This window comes from Granulicella aggregans, assembly GCF_025685565.1.
Lineage (GTDB): Bacteria > Acidobacteriota > Terriglobia > Terriglobales > Acidobacteriaceae > Edaphobacter > Edaphobacter aggregans_B.
In genome coordinates this window covers 24,030-43,941 of record NZ_JAGSYE010000002.1, presented here as the reverse complement: position 1 = coordinate 43,941, position 19,912 = coordinate 24,030, and the positions used below count along the sequence as shown (strand labels likewise).

16 protein-coding genes and 1 tRNA gene are annotated in these 19,912 nt (G+C 58.3%); 4 read left to right on the top strand and 13 right to left on the bottom strand.

Annotation, left to right across the window (positions count from 1 at the left end; translation table 11 throughout):
* Positions 1 to 95: 95 nt before the first annotated feature.
* Positions 96 to 169, top strand: a tRNA-Gln gene (locus OHL18_RS09705).
* A 169-nt stretch (positions 170 to 338) separates the two neighbouring features.
* Here OHL18_RS09705 and OHL18_RS09700 read toward each other — a convergent pair.
* Positions 339 to 1,913 (bottom strand): S53 family peptidase, encoded by a 1,575-nt coding sequence (locus tag OHL18_RS09700; RefSeq protein ID WP_263374664.1) that lies wholly within the window; start codon positions 1,911 to 1,913, stop codon positions 339 to 341.
* Positions 1,914 to 2,391: 478 nt separating this feature from the next.
* Here OHL18_RS09700 and OHL18_RS09695 point away from each other — a divergent pair, with 478 nt between their 5' ends.
* Positions 2,392 to 3,177: a glycosyltransferase family 2 protein gene (locus OHL18_RS09695; protein ID WP_263374663.1), complete on the top strand. Its 786-nt coding sequence runs from the start codon at positions 2,392 to 2,394 to the stop codon at positions 3,175 to 3,177.
* A 4-nt stretch (positions 3,178 to 3,181) separates the two neighbouring features.
* On the opposite strand, the gene OHL18_RS09690 is transcribed toward OHL18_RS09695, so the two are convergent.
* The 9 genes from OHL18_RS09690 to OHL18_RS09650 form a co-directional block, all read right to left on the bottom strand.
* Positions 3,182 to 4,219: a glycoside hydrolase family 5 protein gene (locus OHL18_RS09690; RefSeq protein ID WP_263374662.1), complete on the bottom strand. Its 1,038-nt coding sequence runs from the start codon at positions 4,217 to 4,219 to the stop codon at positions 3,182 to 3,184.
* A gap of 1,049 nt (positions 4,220 to 5,268) precedes the next feature.
* Positions 5,269 to 6,150, bottom strand: a complete 882-nt coding sequence (locus OHL18_RS09685; RefSeq protein WP_263374661.1) for a hypothetical protein — start codon at positions 6,148 to 6,150, stop codon at positions 5,269 to 5,271.
* A 110-nt stretch (positions 6,151 to 6,260) separates the two neighbouring features.
* Entirely contained in the window at positions 6,261 to 7,376 is a 1,116-nt protein-coding gene (locus OHL18_RS09680; protein ID WP_263374660.1) for a PspA/IM30 family protein, read from the bottom strand.
* A 110-nt stretch (positions 7,377 to 7,486) separates the two neighbouring features.
* The gene (locus tag OHL18_RS09675) at positions 7,487 to 8,182 is read right to left on the bottom strand and encodes a hypothetical protein (RefSeq protein ID WP_263374659.1); all 696 of its coding nucleotides are present in this window, start codon (positions 8,180 to 8,182) and stop codon (positions 7,487 to 7,489) included.
* A 51-nt stretch (positions 8,183 to 8,233) separates the two neighbouring features.
* Positions 8,234 to 8,824 carry a hypothetical protein gene (locus OHL18_RS09670; protein ID WP_263374658.1) on the bottom strand — a complete coding sequence of 197 codons (591 nt, stop codon included), beginning with the start codon at positions 8,822 to 8,824 and terminating at the stop codon, positions 8,234 to 8,236.
* 86 nt (positions 8,825 to 8,910) lie between these two features.
* Positions 8,911 to 9,516, bottom strand: a complete 606-nt coding sequence (locus tag OHL18_RS09665) for a hypothetical protein (protein ID WP_263374657.1) — start codon at positions 9,514 to 9,516, stop codon at positions 8,911 to 8,913.
* A 120-nt stretch (positions 9,517 to 9,636) separates the two neighbouring features.
* Positions 9,637 to 10,242 (bottom strand): hypothetical protein, encoded by a 606-nt coding sequence (locus OHL18_RS09660; protein WP_263374656.1) that lies wholly within the window; start codon positions 10,240 to 10,242, stop codon positions 9,637 to 9,639.
* Between the two features lie 27 nt (positions 10,243 to 10,269).
* Positions 10,270 to 10,569: a hypothetical protein gene (locus OHL18_RS09655; RefSeq protein WP_263374655.1), complete on the bottom strand. Its 300-nt coding sequence runs from the start codon at positions 10,567 to 10,569 to the stop codon at positions 10,270 to 10,272.
* Between the two features lie 17 nt (positions 10,570 to 10,586).
* The gene (locus tag OHL18_RS09650; RefSeq protein WP_263374654.1) at positions 10,587 to 12,503 is read right to left on the bottom strand and encodes a glycosyltransferase family 4 protein; all 1,917 of its coding nucleotides are present in this window, start codon (positions 12,501 to 12,503) and stop codon (positions 10,587 to 10,589) included.
* A gap of 245 nt (positions 12,504 to 12,748) precedes the next feature.
* On the opposite strand from OHL18_RS09650, the gene OHL18_RS09645 reads away from it, so the two are divergent.
* Positions 12,749 to 13,660, top strand: coding sequence for a hypothetical protein (locus tag OHL18_RS09645; protein WP_263374653.1), 912 nt, complete (start codon positions 12,749 to 12,751; stop codon positions 13,658 to 13,660).
* Positions 13,661 to 14,195: 535 nt separating this feature from the next.
* Here OHL18_RS09645 and OHL18_RS09640 read toward each other — a convergent pair.
* The 3 genes from OHL18_RS09640 to mutS all read right to left on the bottom strand — a co-directional run bounded on the left by OHL18_RS09640 (position 14,196) and on the right by mutS (position 19,566).
* On the bottom strand, positions 14,196 to 15,650 hold the full coding sequence (locus tag OHL18_RS09640) for an ABC transporter substrate-binding protein (RefSeq protein ID WP_263374652.1): 1,455 nt from the start codon (positions 15,648 to 15,650) through the stop codon (positions 14,196 to 14,198).
* 86 nt (positions 15,651 to 15,736) lie between these two features.
* On the bottom strand, positions 15,737 to 16,912 hold the full coding sequence (locus OHL18_RS09635; protein ID WP_263374651.1) for an anhydro-N-acetylmuramic acid kinase: 1,176 nt from the start codon (positions 16,910 to 16,912) through the stop codon (positions 15,737 to 15,739).
* Positions 16,909 to 19,566 (bottom strand): DNA mismatch repair protein MutS, encoded by a 2,658-nt coding sequence (gene mutS / locus OHL18_RS09630; RefSeq protein WP_263374650.1) that lies wholly within the window; start codon positions 19,564 to 19,566, stop codon positions 16,909 to 16,911. The genes OHL18_RS09635 and mutS overlap by 4 nt, the downstream gene beginning before the upstream one ends.
* A gap of 124 nt (positions 19,567 to 19,690) precedes the next feature.
* Between mutS and OHL18_RS09625 the strand changes: the two genes are divergently transcribed.
* The gene (locus OHL18_RS09625; RefSeq protein WP_263374649.1) at positions 19,691 to 19,912 is read left to right on the top strand and encodes a hypothetical protein; all 222 of its coding nucleotides are present in this window, start codon (positions 19,691 to 19,693) and stop codon (positions 19,910 to 19,912) included.

Below are 19,912 nucleotides of genomic sequence, written 5' to 3'. Positions count from 1 at the left end.
TCTGTGGATCGCCGCGCGTTGACCTTAAGCCCAATGCCTCGTACACTCTAACAAGTGGCTGTGACGAACATCTCGCATCCTTCACAACTCTGCATTGCCCCCTCGTTCAATGGTAGGACTAGCGACTCTGACTCGCTCGATCGGGGTTCGAATCCCTGGGGGGCAACCATGACTTGTGCGCGTCGGTCGGGACGCGCCCTTTACCGGTCTTTGGATCTCATCGTCCATTCTCGAACAAAATAGGTGTTTGTATCACGTGGAGTCTGCGGGCTAACCTCGTAAGACCACGAAATGGTCACAGATGTCTTCCCGACGCAGCCGGAGTGCGACCTTGCTACTTACGCGGAGTTGGGTGTCGGAGTAGGAGCAGGTGTCGGAGTGCCCGCGCCAAGAACGGTAGCCAACACGTTACCATTCGGGCTGCCCAATCCCGTGCAGGGATCCCAACCAGCGCCGGCGGAATATTTGCCAAGCGTCCCAGTGGAATCGTTCGTCCCCTGCGTGATGTCGCGAAATGCGCTCTTGGCTGAACTCGCGTAAAGCGCATTGTTCAGGAAGCCGAGTTGACTGTTTAGCTTCTGCGCCAATAACCCCGACAAACCTGCCCATAGCGGCGCAACCGCGCTCGTGCCGGAGAGAGCAATTGGGTTCCCCGATACAAACACCTGCCAGGCAGATGCGTGACCGCTCACGTCGGGCACGCCGCGTCCTCCCGCAGCGCCGCTCGGAGGAGCGGGAACTCCGGCGGATGCTTGGTAGGGCGGCTTCGGATTCAGGACGCTGACGCCGCCGCCAGACGAGTGAGTCGGATCGTCATTCCAGGCGACTTCGCTCAAGATCGAACTGCCGGACCCGATAAGCGTGGTCCCTCCACATCCGCATGCCGCAGGCGAAGAGGCAGGGAAGTCGACCTCCAGGGCCGGTGTGCCGTCGGACGAACCGGCGTCGCCAGAGGCGACAAAACAGGGTATCCCCATCGCACCAGCATCTGTGAAGGCCTGCGTAAACGCGGAGATCGACTGTGGCGTCCAGGTGCTCTCAGGATGTCCCCAACTGATCGAAACCGCTGCCGGCGCCGGCGTCGCATGAATTGCTTCGAGAACTGCGTTCAAGAAGCCAGCATCGCTATTCTGCCCGAAGTAGACCAGTTGCGTCGCCCCTGGTGCCACGCCACCCACCACTTCGATGTCGAGCATCACCTCAAGGTCGGAGTCCGGATCGGTTCCCGGAGAATTCTGTGCCGACACGGGCACAGCAGTCACCGTGGGAACCTTCACCGACAGATTCGTAAAGTAAGTCTCAAGATCAGGCTGCGAAAAACCACCGCCTAGCTCGATGATACTGATGATCTGTCCGGTCCCATCGACGTCAGCAGGAAAGCCATACAACTTCGCGACCTGAACCGGATTCAAGGCGACCACACCCGCGCGCGGGTTCGCGTGCGGGTCGAAGAGGCCATGGTGCGGTCGCGCAGTGGGACGATTGTCCAGCCCAAGTACTGCGGTGGCGACGTTGGCGATGCTCGCCGGGACCATGATCTCTCCTGTGCGCTGCCGAACGATCTTGCCGTTTAATTCGGCCCGCTCAAGGTTCACGCTGAACGCGGCATTCATCTGTGCGACAGTTCCGGATAGTTCAACCGTCCGTTTACCGGCGCTCTCGGCCACAATGGTCAAACCATGCTCCCCGGCGAACTCACGCACGGCCTGGATACTTGCCGGACTCGCACCGTGCTGCTCTGCGAACTCTGCTGAAGTGAGATACCGTCCCGCATCTCTGGGGAGGAGCTCACTCCTTGGCTTCAACACGACGGTAACGGTAAGCTGCTCGTCCGGGGTTGCTGGTCCTATGACGCGTGCTTCGCTGATGGCAGACCGTGCGCTGCCGGAAAGGACGACTCTAGACTCCGCCATGAGATTCTCCTCCGAGAAGATATGAGGTGATACCTGGCCCGCTTGCAGGGATAGGAGGGTCGAGAAGAACGAGCATCAACGTTCTACATCTCGATGCGCTCACCCCCAGAGGCTAAGCCAATAGCCCGTTTGTCCCATGGCAAGGAACAATGCGACATTTGGTTATGCATGTGGCGATGGGGAATTGAAGAACTGAGAGTTAGGGAGAGAATCGTTCAGTCTTCGCCACTGGGGACCGGCCTCAAAAAGGGCTTGCGCGTCAGTTTTTTACCACTTAACACGGAGCTAATTCCGTCACATTCCTCACTGCCCGAAAGAAAGCTAAACTCTCGACGGAATATTCGTACACTCAGGCATATCTCGCGTCAAGATCATTCTTGGCGCGAAGAGCTACGACAGATGGAAATACGTAACTACTGTCCTTGCTGTTCCTCTTCGCCGATAGTCCTACGATAACGTCTCATTGCAGGAGTTCCATTTGAAAATTACGGTCGTCCTGATTGCCTATAGCTCACCGGCTTGTCTAGACAGTGTTCGCAAGGCTCTGAACCCGGCAGAACCTCTCCTTGAATGTCAGCTCTTTCTGCACTCCACCTATCCTCAAATTGCAGAGGCCTGTGCGGCCTGCGCGCCGCTACCGGGAGTGTTTTATTACCCCCATGGTTCAAACCGAGGGGTTAGTCGAAGTTGGAACGACGGAATCCTTGCCGCACAGTCCAGACAATCTGACGTTGTGGTAGTTGCTAACGATGACGTCAGCTTTTCTTTGGATGATCTCAAGAAACTGGCTGCCAAAAGTTTAGCCAATCCTGACCGCTACATTGTCTCTTGTGCCGGCTACCACCTCGGTCATCGAAAGCGAGTCGCCAGTATGGGATATTCCTTCTTTGCTATTAATCCGATCGCCTTCGAAAAGCTTGGGGCTTTCGACGAGAATATCTTTCCCGCGTATTGCGAAGATCAGGACTATGCCTACCGCGCCCATCTGGCCGGCTTATCGGAGGAGAACTGTGCCGACACCGAACTCGTCCATGCCGGGAGCCATAGTATCAACGCAGATCCCGCGTTACATCGCCAGAACCTGCTGACGCAAGCCCTGAATGTGCGTTATTACAAGCGTAAGTGGGGTGGCTTCGCCGGAGCCGAAGTCTTCCGAAAGCCCTTCAACGACCCCAGGCTTGATCTCTATATCGCGCCGCCTCAGCGACAACATCCTTACGGGCCGAGTCACGATAGGAACGATCGGCACATCGTGCGGATATAAAGGTTTAACAGGCAACAACCTCTGGCTCTTTCGAGACCGTTCGTCCGAAAGGCAAGAGGAATGGCCGAAGAGGATAGAGCGCAGCCCGGATCGCAAGCATTCCCCAGCTTGTGGCGCTGTAATCATGCGCCACTACGTCATTCGCTAACAGGGGATCGGCGTTCCAGTTTGAGGCGATCCAGTGGATCCCGTTTCGCCCCAGCAAATCAGCGTGGTAAGCGGAGATCGGCCCGTCATCACTCGTCCACTGTGTAGCGCAAACCGGACACCTGCCTGCGAGATTGGCTAGCAGATTCACATCGGGCGTCGGAAAGTCGCCCCCCAGGTTGATGGTGTACACAATTCCAAAGATAGCCTCGCCGATCGGAGAAAGCAGCGGCAACTGCGTCATATCGAAGCCGCCATTGCCGCTGTTCACGAAGATAAGGGCGGCTGGGCTCTGACTGCGAATCGCCGCAATCAGGGAGGGCGCAGTTTCTACCCAGCTTGAGGAGAGCGATTCGGCGGTTGCAAAAATCTCGTAGAGCAGCGCTGTACTGGATGAGTAGCTGCCCGCCAGCTTCTGGAGTGCCTGAATCGTGGCTGCGTCGGGCAACTGCACAGGGATCCCGGGGACGGCTTCAATTGCGAGCAAAGTGTAGAGCCCAGCTTGCGCGGCTGCCTCGACGATCTCGGTCAAGACGTTCAGAACATCATCCGAATTCAGCGATCCATTCCCCTGGAGAATGGTCTGAGCCTGCACCGGCAAGCGAACCACGTTGAAATGCCACAGTTGCTGCAGGACAGCAAGGCTCACATCATCAAGACCAAGAGTGGACCGTGCAGCGGATGTTGATTGCAACGTGTCGAACCCAACAACATTGACGCCGTGCATTCCGACCGCTACCGAATCCGGCGTCAATACATACGCCCCCTGGGTGCTCAGCGCGGGCAAAGGCACTGCCGCCGGAGGGTAAATTCCGATGGGAGTGGCAATGGAGGTAAACGTTGGATCGAACTCGGGATCCGCCATCGCAGCGGTGCTTGTCGTTGTCTCTACCAAGGCACTCCTTGCGCTCGCCGAAGCCGTGATCTTGCGAAATTGAGGTGTCTGGTTGGGCCTCGCCGCTCGAGTTACCTGTACCGCTTTCGTTGGCGCGCTTCGTTCACGATGCGCCGGAGGGTCGTTGCGAGGGCGCATTGTGGAGGAGGCTCCGTCTTGCGGTCGCTTCGCTTGGTTCAGCGCCGCGCGGCGTGCGTCGGGCTTCTCGTCTTGCCCACCCAGATGCGAAGCCTTCTGTTTTCCCGAGAAGCTTTCCGCGCGGACCTTTCTGGAGGGCCTTGCCGACGACGACGCTTCCTCCAACCTGCGATCGTTCGCACGATCCTGTGCGTGCTCCTCACGTCCCTCAGCCGCTCGAATCGCTGGCACAGCCGTGCTGACGGCAAGATGCTCGCTCCGCACGGGCCTGGCGCGTTCCGGCGTTTCATCGCAGAGCGGCGTCCCGGCACTCCGGCGTCTCTCAGACGAACGATAGCCCTTGCCAGCTTCTTCCCGAGCACTCGAAGATTGTCTCGCGCTCATTAATTCCGATTGCCGCATCTCGGCCACACGCGTTGATGCTCGCTTTTGCTTTCCCCGTTGCGAGGCCTCTGCGTCCCGCTCGGGAACCTTGCCCGAGGTGATTCGCTTCTCCTCGAAATGGTCCCAGGATCTTCGACGGAATGCGGTCGTATTGGCCGCGATACCGACACTTCCTCCGCGAGGAGCTTCCTGCGCGTGCTTTCCTTGACTACTCTCAACGATTGGAAGTTTTGGCCTTCTTTCTGGCTGCTCTTCCGGTACCGGGTTCGCCCTTGCGCTCCCGTCTGTCTCAGGCAATTCCTTCGCCGGTATACGGAAACGGCCCAGCCCTTCCGTCTTCAACTTCGCTTCGAACAGGCTGGCTGAAGAGGGTGGAGAGTCATCCTCCTTGCCGCGAGACCGAGGTCGTTCTGCCGGTGTTTCGCCGCTAGATTCCCGCGCTGCAGCGCGCCTCCGCCTTGACTCCTCGGCAGCGAGGTCTTCCGCACGCCTCTTCGACAGACGCGACTCAAGTCGCTCTCGCAGGCTCACAGATGCACCGTTGAGGCAAAGGTGGTTGTGACATCAAGCGCAGAGGTCAATGCATAGAGATCGCCAGCAACATGCATGGCACGCCCATTCAGCGCGGCAATCAACGTCGAAAGGTTGGCCACGCTGGAGGCATAGTTCGCCACCAACGGTGCCGTCCCCGGTGGAGGAGATGCCGCGACAGCAACCGCAATACTGGACTCGAACGCTGCGATGGCCGCTGCCTCCTGTAGAAGATAGGGGAAAGACCAGTTACCGATGGCGGCGAAGACATTGACGATCTCTGCTACCAGCTGTGTTGCCGGCGCCGCCGGTGGGCTGCCGCTGGAGAGCGCCGTCCAAAAGCTGCCGCTGTAGAGCGCCTGCTTTTCCTGAAGAACAGCGTAGAGACTCCGCTGCGCTGGACTCGTGAGTCCACCGGGGATCTTGGTGAGATCGAACGACGTAGTCGCCAAGGCAGTAGCCGCACCCAATTCCGGCTGATAGAGCCGCAGGCCTACTGTACTGCTCTTCCCGTCGGGTCCGACCGCAAAGGTGAGAAAGCTTTGGACGGTCGCCGAGGCAGCCGAGATCGTTCGATCGGGCATCGTCGCCTCGGCCAGTGCGATCGAAAGGCCTAGTGACGCAATAAAGTTGTCGAGGGTGAGATCGGGACTCACGGCAGCCGCTTGCTGGGCCGTTTGCTGCGCATTCACCTGAATCTGGCCGAGAACAAAACTCTGCTGCAGGACCGCGTGCTCTACTAGCGAAGCATGGACGGTGGTCAGGCGGTCCACGGTCGATTGGAGGATTGCGGATGCGACCTCCGCATTCTGCGCACGCACCTCCACCCCGTTGAATAGCGAACGAGCCTGAAAAATATCCTCGGTAATAAGTGGCATTGGTCCTCCAACGACTTGGCGCGCTCTCTATCTCAAGGATCGAGGAAGTATGTCACCTCTTGGGACGGACAACCGAGCGATGCGTCCGTCTCCAGTGGGGCCGGGAAGCGCTAGGCATCTGTGTTCTCTGCCAAGGGCGAAGGTGCTGGCGGCGCGGGCGATGGTGATGGCGCAGGCGCAGGTGCAGGTGCAGGTGCAGAAGATGGTGACGGCGTGGGCGTCGGTGACGGCGCGGGCGATGGCTGAGCGGACACTGGCGTTTGCGGAGCGTTGAGATGCGGTACCGAGCTGAACGACAGGTTTAACGTCGAAAGATGAGCGGGGTCGGGAAGCGCCGTAGGGCTCGGGAAGATCAGCATTGCCTGAGGTGCCGTGGTCGTAGTCGCAGCCTGGATGTTCACCAGCGATTTGATCGCGATGTTCATGTTCGAGACCGTCGTCTGCACGCCTCCTGCCGCTTGCGCGTTCTGTTGAATCGTATCGAGCACACTCTTGAAGGATTGCGCTACATCGAGCGGCGATGCCGTCTGCGCCTGCGCTGCATTGACCTGGGCCGTCAATGTCGCGATCTGCGCCTGCTGCTGCGTGACTGAAGTCTGTAGACCAGCAATCTGGCTGTTCAATCCAGCGGTTGTCGTCTGGTCGGTGCTGACCTGCGCCGTAAGCTGGTCCACCTGTCCCTGTTGAATCGTGACGTAGGTCTGAAGCTCAGTCAGCAGGGCAGCCGGGATCGCGCTGATAGCTTGTAACTGGCTGATGATCGCCGAAATGTCCACAATGACGTTGAACGAAACGCCGTTGGAGACGCGTGGCGCCTGGCCCGCTGTAACAACAACCGAAACGGTTACAGTGGCCGAGATGGCAACGGCCATGTCCGACGCGGGGATGACAGCCGAGAGCTGCGTCCCGCTGATGACCGTCGTAGTGAGCGGAACCTGGTTCCAGAGCACCGTGGAGTTGGTGCCGAAGTTACTGCCAAACACATTAAGCGTCAGATCGCTGGTTCCGACGATCGCGCCCGTAGGAGAGATCGAACTAATACTAGGAAAGATTTGCAACAAAATAGGCGGGAAGATCGGCCGAATCGGCAAATTCAGCACTGGATCCAGCTTCAGAACCGGACTTCCTGCTACAGGTGCGAAAGTCGCGTCCTCAGTCTGCGGAGACTGTTCTTTGTTGTCCGGTTGCTCCTGCTGACTGGTCTCCGGGTCGTTGTTGCCGTCCATTACATCCTTCCTTCTCTCACTGTTGGAGTCTTGTTTCGATCCCGTAGAGGCCGCCTGAGAGCGAGTGAGCCAACCTTTCAGGCTTGCCCATGCGCCGCTCAAGCTCCATGTCATGTGCTTAGGATCCGGGTCGTCCCCGTCGCATCATCCACCGCGACGACGATCGGTGAAATAGCAGAGTTCGAGGGCGCATATTGGATCACGTACCAGAAGCGCGAAACAGCATTGAAATTCACGGCAGTCGTGTAGACATTGCCGGCAGCATCCACGACCGCTCCCTCTGCATTCTTGGTCGTCAGGAAGGGAGCTCCGCTGGCCAGAGCTGCCGCCAGAACAGCGTCCTGAGTCATCGCCGCAGGCATGCTGACCGAGTTGCCGGACTTTGGAGGAGGTACCGGCACCATCGTAATGTTGATCTGAGTTGCGGCCTGCGCATCGTAATTGAACTGAGTTTGGAAGGACGCACTCAACGGCTGAGCGATCAGACGAAACCGCGTGATATCCGACTGAAGTAAGACCGGACTGACACGGGCCTGACTCACGCTGGGACTCGATGACGTCGTCGGGTCCTCGGCGATGCTGAGGCTCATCTTCAGCTGCATGTTCACCGTGGGAAACTGATACCACGAAGCCTGTAAGCCATATTGCGACAGAACGGGATCGCTATCGATCGCTTCCTGGGTCTGGATCGAATTTGCGTCCAGCGACTGCTGCGCCTTCGCCAAGCCCTGACCAAGCGCGAAGATAAGACTCTCAATCGGCGCCGAAAAGGCCTCCACCGCCGTTGCCAATGGATCGTCTGGCATAAAACTACCTTTCCTCGGACAGACTTGGTAACTCGGCGACCACAGCTCGGTCTAGGAACTAACCGTTACGACGGGCGCGGCCGGATTCAATGCGTTGACAGTAATCACGGACGGAGTGAGACGCACATTGGGCGGAACCGGCTTCAGAGTTGCGGTCACGGTCGACGACGCGTCCGCCTGGAAGGAGTAGGTATTCTGCGTCCGGAAATTGACGTTGGACGCAAAGATGAAGAACCCCGTCGTTTGCGTGCCATCCGTGTCAGTCTCTGTGGCCTCTCGTATCTGGATGGAGAGATTCAGACTGATCTGTGCCTCGGTAAACTGATAAAAAGTCGGCAAAAGGCCGGCTTGCAGAGCTGTCATCTGCACCGGGTCGGACGCGGTTGCGGTCACCCTTGCCCCCGTGACTTCAATCGAGGGTTGCCCGGAGATCGGTACCGAGATCGGTTGCCCTGTGATCACTTCGGAGATCTCGGGGATCACATCGATCATGGTCTTCGAAAGGGTCACCAGGGTATCGATAGCGGCGAGGTCAAGAGCTTGTTGACCCTGGGCAATGCCTTGGGCCACGCTACTGATGATGTCGCCGAAGGGTGCTTCCTGGAGCTCACTGCCGATATTGCTGAAAGTTGGCGCTGGCACTTTTCTCGCTCCTGTAACCTATGGTCCAATTTGCGGAACCAAGGCTATATCCGACTCAAGCTGGCTTTGCGGCATCGCACAGTCGACTAACTCTGGGTAATCTGCACGCTGTTTGGATTCATTGCATTTACGAGGAAGAAACGTGGCATCACGTTCTTTGGCGGCGGCAGGGTAGCGAGCGTCGTCTGCAGTGAGCTAGAACCATCTACCGAATAAGAATATTTTGCGGCGTAGGTTGCATTGACGTGGGTCGCCAAAGCTCCGCCCCCGAACCACCTCTGCTGTCCCGATAAAGTTGTGTCGGTGGAGACGCTTGCAGAGACATCCGTCGTACTTGTAATGGCCAACTTCACCACAATCTGCGAGTTCGTAAAGGCATAAAAGGTCGGATTCACGCCTGCCTGCAGCAGGCTGAGAGGGAACGATTCGCCAACAATGCCGCTTACGGTCACGCCAGTGACGGTCACCGGATTGCCCTGAGAGTCGTTCACTCCCGGAATTGTCTGCGTATGGGGCAGCAAAACCTCGGTGACATCCGGCACGTAATCGATGTAACTACCCGCCAGCACCTTTACCAGCTGGATGGAAGCTTGATCGAGGGCGACCTGACTTCTCGCAATGGCTGAAGCCATGTCGTAGATCATCTGGCCGAAGGGAACGCTCGCTAACTCTGCACCTACATTCGTTGGCACGATAAAGCCTCACATAGTAGCACGAACCCGTGCAGCCGGACGTCTGAAGTCCCGGCTGCACGTCGATGTCACCTGGACTCAAGGAACCTGAGAAAACGTGGGTGCCTGCGTCCCGTTCCCTTAGCTCTGGCTCACCGAGACCTTCGATGGATCGATGGCATTCACCAGGAAGAAACGAGGCATCATGTTCTTCGGCGGTGGCACCGGCGCGAGCGTCGTCGACATAGAACTGGAGCCCGTCACGGAGTAAGAGTATTTATTCGAAGTGGTGTAATTGACGTGAGAAGAGACCGACCCCGATGCAAACAGGAAGTCGGCCGACGCCTGCACGCTCACTCCCACGCTCAGGGTATTCGAGGACTCCTGGGTGCTGGTGATCGACATCTTGACTTCGATCGTTGAATTGGTAAAGGCGTAGAACGTAGGATTGACGCCAGCTTGAAGAAGGGTCAGCGGAAAGGAGTCGCCCACCACGCTCTCCACTTTGACACCCGTGATCGTCAGTTGATTGCCCTGTGAGTCCATCACGCCGGGAACGTTCTTCACATTCGGCAGGAGCACCTCAGTGACATCAGGCACATAGTCGAAGGTGGTGTTCGCCAATACATTAACCAACTGGATCGATGCCTTATCAAGGGCAATCTGACTTCTGGCAATTGCAGAGGCCATGTCATAGATCATCTTCCCGAACGGAACACTCGCTAATTCAGCTCCTACATTTGGCACCGAACACCTCCTTGGAACTCTTCCAACTTAGGTAACAGGCCCGGTCGTGCCGCTGACTTCAATCTGCTTACTTAGATTTTCCGCAAAAATACGCTGCAGCCTGTCTGCGGCATACCCATGTGGGTTCAGAGTGACACCGCCCACCATCCCGACACTGGGGTGAGACCGCACCGCTGGAACCAACCCATCGTCGAACGCCGCGATAATTCCCGTCTTCATCACCATCAACGTAACGCCATTACATTCTCGAATTCGCTGTTGCACGCTGCGCGAGCCTTCTTCCGAATAGCTGCCCTGAAATGCGACCATATACATTTGAAAAGCCACGGAATCCTCACCTCGAATCAGTTACTGGACACTCCCGAGTGCGAAGCATGCAACTCGCGAAGTGAGTCTGCCAACCTCGCCTCATCAGGCCCATAACGCTTCACGCAAACCTCGCGAGCGCGTACCGAAACCCTCCGCAGTAAAGCATTGTTCGTCAACAGTCTTCGAGCTGTTTGGAGAGCTTCTTCCTGGCTGCTCAGAGCGAGCTCAGGCCACAACATTTTCTGCGCTTCTGACCCGGGGGAACCGATGCACACCACACCGAATAAAGCTGCCTCGATGAGTAGCTCATCCTTTAGTTCAGCGCACATGTTGAACAGGAGCACTGATTGCGAAAGATCGTAGCGTCCCCTCCAGGGGCTGTCAACAGCAATTTTTGCAATGGTCTGAGAATCTTTTTCGCTAGCTTGTAGACTCGGAAAGCCGGATATATCAAGGGTTTCGCCAGAGGCCAGCGGCACCCATCCCTGGATCATCGGGAAGATCGCTTTCAAGCGATAAAAAAGCTCCAGGTCGCCGGAAGCAACGCCAATATATCCAGCAGTGCGAATTACCTTGAGGCGATTAACTACGCAACTCTCCTGCACCGAAGGAATGCGTACATCGGAGAGGTGCCCCTTGGTATCGGACACTAAACCGGCTTCCAGCCTGCCGAATTGATGCTCCACAACGTTGACCGTAACCGACCCACTCGGCACCTGCGGCGCAAATCTCGACGCCAGCGTGGCATCCATTGCCTTTGCCACAGGAACCCTGGAGATACGTCGTTTTGCGGCCGCGGTTGATCGCAAGAGGTCATCCCACTGATCGAGCACCAGGTTCCAGTTGTAAGGCAGAGCGAATTCAGCAGACAGCCGGGAACGCTCCGCTAAAAGCTCGCGATCGTCATACAACCTGGCAAGTCGGGTCACGGCATCGTCTATGTCGATCAGCGCACGACGTATTCCGAATTCATTCTCGCTCCAGTCACTGATCGCGACCGCTTCGCCATGTCCACTCACTAACTCAAGGCTTGCGCTGTAAGCGCCTGCCATGGGCACAGCTCCGGCTGCGGCTGCCTGTAAAGTCGGCAACCCGAAGCCCTCTCCGCTGGAAGCCAGCAGATGGACGTCCGCGGCGCGATAGTAGCGAGCAAGCTCCTCGAGCGGCAGACCTCCGCCGCGACTCATCACATGGCCAGAACTAAATCTGACCTGGGACTCGATTCCCAGATGTCGAAGATCGGCTCGCACGTCGTAAGAGTAAAGTCCCGACTTGGTGAACTCGTCGTCAGGGTCGGTGTGCAGATGCAGCAGTGCGTCAGGCCGCCCCTGGGCGAACTTCGCAAAGATGTCCAACAGGCGGGGCAGCATCTTGCGCGGCTGGTTCCGGCTATCGGACAGGATCAGAAACTTACCCGCAGCGTCCACCTCTTCCTTGGCACGCTCCCGGTCAACTGGAGGATAGAAGATTCCACTGTCTACGCCATGAGGAATGTACTTGCAATCGATCCCGCTTCGCTGCGCGGTGTCCCGCCCAAACTCACTCATCGCAATGGGTATGTCGACCGCCCCAAGCAGCTGCACCCAGCTCGCAGGAAGTTTTTCTTCTTTCAGGCAGCCATCGATCGGGAAATAGAGGGCCCACGGAGTATCGGTCAGCAGCATCTGCCGCCGTATATGCGGAGCTGAGAAATAGGGCAACCACCATACGTCGGCCAAAGCGATCACAATCTCTGGACGATGCCTCACGAGGAAGGGAAATAGCGATCGGCTGCCCAGACCGACGGAAGCGGGATAGACCTGGCACCCGTTCCATTCCTGCTGTTGCAGAGTCTGCCAGCCAAGGATGCTGACGTGATGTCCCCGGCTGGCAAGGCCCCCGCAGATGAAGCGGGTTACATTGCCGAAGCCCGAGGGCGTATCCGGACTATCCGAGATCCAGAGCACGCGCATCGAGCATCCCCGCCGAACAGAATTGTTGAACAGGACGCAGGATGCGCCGAGGGCAGACAAATGAGATTACCGCTTCCTGATCTGGCGGCCAGTGTATCAGTGGCTGGCTCCAGGTCAAGCTGCGCGCATTACATTTCAACATGGATGGATAAGAATCGTTATAGACTCACGCATGTAAATTTAGCTGCCGCTGCGGTTCGCCAGCTTCGGCCTTTCCAACTCATCCTGGTATGCAACGGAGACCTATGTTGGAACTCGGATCGCAACCTCCTAACACTCTCGTTGGTGTCGCGCTGCCGGGCTGGATGTCTCACGAAGAGGCAGTTCGCTTCCTGGTCCACGACTGCGTCTTCGCCCGCCCCATCACCGAGGCTGAAGCCGAAGAGACGTGGCACGTCTGGCGAGAGAGGGCAGCGACTCTTCCAGAACGTTTGGCCGTCGCTCCGGAGGAGCTTCCACTCAATCCGGCGGAAGAAGAACACGCCGCGAAGTTTCTGCAGTACCTGGCAACTTTGGGCGTCGCCGGTGTTCGCGTCGTCAAGATCGATCCGATGAAGTTGATCGTGTTCCAGTTCCAGATCGCGATCGAGCGTTCCATGATCTACTCCCATGCAACCGACGTAGAAGCGGATTGGCTCACGACAGCTCTCCCCATCAATAGGCCGAGTTCGCAGCTCGAGATGACCTTCTCACGGCGGCGCTTCGACACCGATATCCGCATCGAACTCCCTCACGGGGAATATATCTTCGGCGTGAATACGGATTCAGCGCAGATGGACGGCGCAGTCGCAGTGGATCGTTCCGCTGCTCACGGGACCTTCGGCCCGAAGGAGTTCCTCGGATACATCAACACCATGCGCGTAGGCAACCGGCTTCTGCTGGGGAGGGGATATCACCGAACTTACGCTCGCATCGCCGCCGTCGAAGGCCGCTTGTCCGATCGTCTGACCGTTGTGGCGATCGACCCGGCAAGCCCGGTGCCCCCTGACTCGAGCGCCCAAAGATCAGCACACGACCCGGGTCTTTCTATCTTTGGCACTCGCCCCGCGCTCGTGCAGGACTTCTTCACCGAAGGGCTCGCCATGCCCGTCTATCTGCGTCGTAAGCAATACCGCCTGGACGTGAGCGCGCGGTGGGTCGCTGTCAACGTTGAATGAATAGATGGGAAGCACATAAAACCCGCTGCAAGGCATCGTAGCTGCCATAGCAGCGGGTGTGGTCTTCGACCCAACAGTTTGTTGGGGTAAATTCTTATCGCAACTTGCTCATCATCACCATGACCATTCTCTCAATCCTTGCTGGGATGGCGTTGGCGGTGGCACGGTTCACAGTTCGCCGTCAAAAGGAGAAGGAACTCCACAGCGACCTAGAACGCATGAGACGCGCGATCGATAAATATAAGGAAGCCTGCGACCGCGGCGGCTTTCTAGTCAGAGGGGATACTCACGGTTACCCGGACAGCTTAGAGCGGCTCGTTGAAGGCGTCGATGTTGCGGGAACAAAGGTGAAATTTCTACGCGAGATTCCTGTGGATCCTATGACCGGCACCCGCGACCGGGGCTGCGCTCCATGCAGGATGAGAACGACGGCACATCCTGGAATGGAGTGAGCGTCTGGAACGTGTACTCGAAGTCTAGTGGAACCGCGCTCGACGGCACAAAGTACGCAACCTGGTAACGATGCCGAAGATCCTCACGGCGAAGTGCGCAAGGATGCGAATCGAAGATAGTCAAAGCCTCCTGCACCGACCGGCCTTATGCCATTCACCCGCAGGTTATGAATGACCTCGTTGTCCGGATACCAGAGGGGAATTCCAGGCAGGTCTTCAGCAAGAATCTGCTGAGCCTCAACGTAGTCTCTTCGCCGCTCAGACTGATCGGAGGATGCCGCGGCACTCTTCAACAGATCGTCCAACTTCGGGTTTGCGTATCGACCCCGGTTCCCGCCCTTGGGAGGAACGCTCGCGGAGCCGTAAGCATAGCGAAAGATGTCGGGATCTTCATTGCTGCCAATCCAGCGCAGAGCGTAGATCTGGAACGCGCCCTTGGTGACGTCGGAATAGAACGTACCAAACTCCGCGGAGCGTATCTGGAGGTCGATCCCTGCGGGACGAAGTTGTTGCTGAAGGATCGCTGCAAGCAGACGCGTGGTCTCGTCTGTACTTGTCTTGAGAGTGAGATGTAGGCGAACTCCATCTTTCCTGGCAGGGAAGCCGGCATCGCCAAGCAACTTCTGCGCCCGCCCGATGTCATGGGGATAGCTCGCCATCTCGGAGTCAGCAGCACGCGCCCAGTGCTCAGGAGGAAGCAGCGAGTTCGCCAGCCTTGCCTTGCCGCGCCAGATGGCATCCACGATAGCCTGGCGGTCAATGGCGCAGGCAATGGCCTGGCGAACGCGCCGGTCGCGAAGAATGGGGTCCTGAACGTTGAAGTTCATGTAGACCACGACTGAGCTTGGCCCCGTCTCTGTGGCGAGGCTCCGCTCGTTACGCAGAGCGTGGACCATGTCGAGCGTAATGGCGTTGCTCTCCATGTCGCGCGAACCCTTCTGCAGTTCGAGCGCCGTGGTGATCGCGTCAGGCACTACAGCAAAGCGGACTCTCTCGATCTTCGGCGATCCCGCCCAGTAGCCGGGGTTGCGCTCAACCAGCACCTCCTTATCCTGCACGCTGGAGATGAAGCGGAAAGGCCCGGTCCCGATAGGATGCAGGCCAAAGTCGCTCCCCGAGCCATTGGGCACGACCCCGAAGAGGCCGTCACTCATATTGAAGAGAAGTTCTGCGTCCGGGTGCTTCAAGTGGACGACGACAGTGAGCCGGTCTTTCGCTTCGGCGCTTGCAACCGCGGCGAAGTTACCGCTCTTCGAAGTGATCAGGTGCCCGTGGGCAGGATCGATCAGACTCTCGATGGTCCAAACGACATCCTCGGCTGAGAGAGCGCGCCCATCGTGAAAAGTGACTCCATCACGGAGATGAAAGATCCAGGTGACGGGATCGGGCTGCTCCCAGCTTGTGGCGAGCCAAGGCTGCAGATTGTAGTGGTCGTCCTTTTTGACGAGGGCATCAAAGACGAGAGCGCCGATGCGCTCAGACTGCGCATCCGTGCCAACGCGAAGATCGAGATTGTTGGGGCTGCTCTCGATCATCATGACCAGTGTGTCCGGGGCGGGTCGATGGCTGCGGCATCCTGCAACGAAGAACAGACACGCGAATACATAGCAATACAGAGAGCGCTTCAAGGGTGTGTGACCTTGCCGAGGATCACTTCGCGAGCGGCTCCGGTAGCTGACTTCACATTGCCGGGCAGACGATGCCATGTAAGCCACCCGAGCAAAGCGAAGGCTACAGCTTCCTTTGCCTGCGCGGGAACGCCAAGGTCGTCCATCGGACTTACCTGCACACCCAGTGCCATGAACTCCGTAGCGAGCAGGCGCATCATGGTCTTGTTCTTTACCCCGCCCCCCGCAACGATAACCTCCGTCTCCGCGAGGGGTGCGCTCTGCCCGAGGTGCGGCCATACGAAGGTCCGGTAAGCAGAGAGAATGGACTGCACGGTGAGCGCGGTCGCCGTCGCGACGATGTCCTTATCCGAACCTGCCTCCGCTTGGCAAACCTCGATCAAGCGCGATGCGAAGCTGCTGCCAAACTCCTCTCGACCGCAGGACTTCGGCGGGGCGGTCAAAAAGAACTTCTCCTTCAAAACAGCATCAACGACGTCCTGCAGGACTGTGCCACGATTCGCGATCGTCCCATTGGCGTCGAACTTCTTACCGAACAGACGAAGCATGGCGGCGTCAACGACCATGTTTGCCGGCCCGGTGTCGAAGGCCATCACACGATCGATGGACGCACCTGCGGGAATCGCGGTGAGGTTCGCGATTCCGCCGAGATTGAGCAGTACGCGGCTCTTCTTCGCATCACGAAACAGCGTGTAGTCGAGCATCGGCACCAGCGGCGCGCCCTGGCCACCAGCAGCTAAGTCCGCAGGGCGGAAGTCACTCACGACAGGAACCCGCAGGCGTTCTGCGAGTACACTCGCTTCGCCGATCTGCCATGTCGCGCGGACTGGTTTGCCAAGATACGTCTGCGCCACAGCCTGGTGGTAGATCGTCTGCCCATGGCAGGCTGCGAGATCGAGCTTCAAACCGGCCTCTGCACTCGCCCTCTCGATCGCATCCGCATAGACCTCGCCCAGCCGCCAGTTTAAACGGCTCATCTCCGCAACAGATATCGACTCAGCATTCATTGCAGCAAGAACGGCAGCGCGTACTGCCTTCGGATAAGGAAATCCCGCATGATGAAGCAGCTTGATCCTCGGTGTGCCGCCCGGCTTTGCAGGAGTCGCGATGCGGCAGATCGCAACATCCACTCCGTCAGCCGAGGTTCCGCTCATCACGCCAGCAACGATCATGCCTTCAACTCCCGCTGCAGATCGGCGAGCAGATTGAGGGCCTCACGCGGTGTCATCTCGTCGACGTCCACCTCTCCGAGGCGGTCGACGATGCGCTGCGAGAGCGGAGTGAACATCGTCATCTGCATCTGTTCTTTTGCTTGCGCTGGTCGAAGCGCGGAGCTTTCGACGCGCTCGTGGACCTTCAACACATCGCGCGCCCGAGAGATGACCGCGGCAGGCAGCCCGGCCAGCTTCGCGACCTCGATGCCGTAGCTCTTGCTCGCCGGTCCCGCTTCAACACTGTGCAGGAAGACGATCCCCGAAGGCGTCTCTTTGACAGTGACCCGCAGATTTCTGAGCCGCGCCAGTTGCTCAGAGAGCAGGGTCAATTCGTGATAGTGCGTGGCGAAGAGTGTTCGCGCGCCAATTCGATCGTGCAGATGCTCCACTGTTGCCCATGCCAGAGAAAGACCATCGTAGGTTGCCGTGCCGCGTCCCATCTCGTCGAGCAGCACGAGCGAACGTGCAGTCGCGGTGTTGAGGATCGCAGCGGTCTCAGTCATCTCGACCATGAACGTCGAGCGACCGCGCGCAACGTTATCGCTGGCACCGATCCGAGTGTAGATGCGATCGACAAGGCCGAGCTTCATACGCTCCGCAGGCACAAAACAGCCACACTGCGCCATGATGACAAGCAGAGCTGTCTGTCGCAGATACGTGCTTTTACCACCCATGTTAGGTCCAGTGATAAGTAACACAGCCGGCCCGGCATCGGCATCGAGATGCACCGAGTTCGGAACGAATCGGCCGCTGCCCGACTCTTCCATGCGCCGCTCAACCACAGGGTGTCGAGCCTGTACGAATTCAAGCACTCCCGAGTCTTCGATCAGCGGACGTGTCCATCCACGCAGCGCGGCGAGGTGAGCAAAGCAGCCGAGCATATCGATCTCGGCGATGCGGCGCGCCGTCTCGCGAATGCGGCCTGCATTAACCAGTAGCTCCGCCCGAAGCTCTGCGAAGATACGGCGTTCAATCTCCCCCGAGCGCTCCTGCGCGGTGAGGATCTTCGTCTCGTAGTCCTTCAGCTCGGGCGTCGTGAATCGCTCCGCATTTACCAGTGTCTGCTTGCGCTCGTAGTCCGCGGGCACAGACTTTGCATTGGCCTTGGTCACTTCAAGGTAGTAGCCGAAGACACTGTTAAACCGGACTTTCAGTGAGCCGATCCCGGTGCGCTGACGTTCGCGCTCCTCGATGGCAATCAGAGCCTGCCTTCCGCTGCGGCTCAGCTCGCGAAGTTCATCGAGCTCCGCATCGACACCCGCGCGAATGACGCCCCCGTCCGCGAATGTAATCGGCGGCTCATCTGCAAGAGTCTTCACGATGGCATAGTGCAGGTCTTCAAGCGGATCCAGTGCCGCAGCGAGTTCTCGCCACCGGGCTGACTCAAAAGACCTATTCGCAAGCGCCACGCCCGGCAGGCAGCCGAGCGTCGCCGCCAGCGACATCACCTCGCGCGGGCCAGCAGAGTCAAGCGCAACACGGCCCAGCAAACGTTCCAGGTCGAGGACGCCATCCATCGAACGCCTCAGATTCTCGCGCTTGCGTAGATCCGTTGCTGCTTCCGAAACGGAGTCAAGGCGAGCGTTGATCTCCGCCAGTTCGTTCGATGGCCGAAGCAACGTAGCCCGCAGCAGGCGCTTGCCCATCGGCGTACAGCATGCGTCGAGCGTGTGGAACAGCGTCGTCTGCACGGACTCCCCGGAGAAGAGCGGCTCGACGAGCTCGAGATTGCGCACGCTTACGGAGTCGAGCTCGAGGCAAGTGGATCGCTCGTAGTATCGAATGCCGTCGATGTGTTCGAGCGCGCCCTGCTTCGTGGCCCGCATGTAGTGAATCAAAGCACCGGAGGCGATAGCGGCGCTGTCATGGCCGCCCATGCCGATGCCGTCGAGCGAGTGAACGTGCAGGTGCCCGGTCAAAAGAGGAAGGGCGTAGTCTCCGGTGAACACCCACTCTTCGACCGGCGTTCGGGTGCGAATGTACTCAAGTCCGGCGCTGTCTTCGGATGATTCAGCGTTGCCATTCTTCGCATTGAGAAGTCCGCCTGAACCGGGCCCGAATAAGCCAAGAGCGTGGATCAACTCAACAGGCCGGATGCGGCCAAGTTCGTCCATCGCCGCTGTCCATGAGGATGCGCCGCTGAACTCTGTCGCGCGGAACTCACCTGTGGACAAGTCCAGCAAGGCAAGGCCGGCCTTTGCATTGACGCCAGTGCCATTCACCGCAATACTAGCCAGGTAGTTGCTCTGCTCCGGGCCGAGCGACGGATCGAGCGACGTTCCCGGCGTCAGGACGCGCGTGACCTCGCGCCGGACGATGGTCTTGACCGTCTTGGGGTCCTCCATCTGCTCGCAAAGCGCGATGCGGTAGCCCTTGCGCAGCAGGCGTTGCAGATAGATCTCCGCAGCGTGATAAGGAACGCCGCACATGGGTTGCTTCTTCTCTCGATCGCGTGCCGTCAGCGTGAGCTGGAGTTCGCGCGCGACGAGGATGGCATCGTCGTAGAAAAGCTCGTAGAAGTCACCGATCCTGCAGAACATCAGGCAGTCCGGATACTGCTGCTTCGCGGCAAAGTACTGCCGCATCACCGGCGTAAGGGAGGCCGCGTCCATACCCGCAATTTCGTTGATTGTCTCTGTCGCCAATTCTTAACCCAGTAACCGATCCAAGACTTGCAGAATATCGCACGCGGTAGACTGAGGTCACGAAGACCATCTCACGCCCGAAGGAAGCCCCATGATCCAGATTCCCCTGACTCCCGAACAGTTCGATTCGAAGGCCGCACAGATCGCCGCACAGCAGGGAATTAACCTGATAGGGCACGAAGGCACGATTGAAAAGATGGGCGTGAAGGCGCACTACGTTTATGAGAACGGTGTTCTCAACATCACAATTATCGATAAGCCAATGTTTCTGTCCGAGTCGATGGTGGAGAACCAGTTGAAGGCCTGGCTGTAG

What these genes read in the sequence shown, in the direction of transcription:
- OHL18_RS09680 (WP_263374660.1), bottom strand. Translation starts at nt 7,376, where the DNA reads ATGGACGGCAACAACGACCCGGAGACCAGTCAGCAGGAGCAACCGGAC.
- OHL18_RS09635 (WP_263374651.1), bottom strand. Translation starts at nt 16,912, where the DNA reads ATGATCGTTGCTGGCGTGATGAGCGGAACCTCGGCTGACGGAGTGGAT.
- OHL18_RS09675 (WP_263374659.1), bottom strand. Translation starts at nt 8,182, where the DNA reads ATGCCAGACGATCCATTGGCAACGGCGGTGGAGGCCTTTTCGGCGCCG.
- OHL18_RS09645 (WP_263374653.1), top strand. Translation starts at nt 12,749, where the DNA reads ATGTTGGAACTCGGATCGCAACCTCCTAACACTCTCGTTGGTGTCGCG.
- OHL18_RS09625 (WP_263374649.1), top strand. Translation starts at nt 19,691, where the DNA reads ATGATCCAGATTCCCCTGACTCCCGAACAGTTCGATTCGAAGGCCGCA.
- OHL18_RS09685 (WP_263374661.1), bottom strand. Translation starts at nt 6,150, where the DNA reads ATGCCACTTATTACCGAGGATATTTTTCAGGCTCGTTCGCTATTCAAC.
- mutS (WP_263374650.1), bottom strand. Translation starts at nt 19,566, where the DNA reads ATGGACGCGGCCTCCCTTACGCCGGTGATGCGGCAGTACTTTGCCGCG.
- OHL18_RS09640 (WP_263374652.1), bottom strand. Translation starts at nt 15,650, where the DNA reads ATGATGATCGAGAGCAGCCCCAACAATCTCGATCTTCGCGTTGGCACG.
- OHL18_RS09700 (WP_263374664.1), bottom strand. Translation starts at nt 1,913, where the DNA reads ATGGCGGAGTCTAGAGTCGTCCTTTCCGGCAGCGCACGGTCTGCCATC.
- OHL18_RS09650 (WP_263374654.1), bottom strand. Translation starts at nt 12,503, where the DNA reads ATGCGCGTGCTCTGGATCTCGGATAGTCCGGATACGCCCTCGGGCTTC.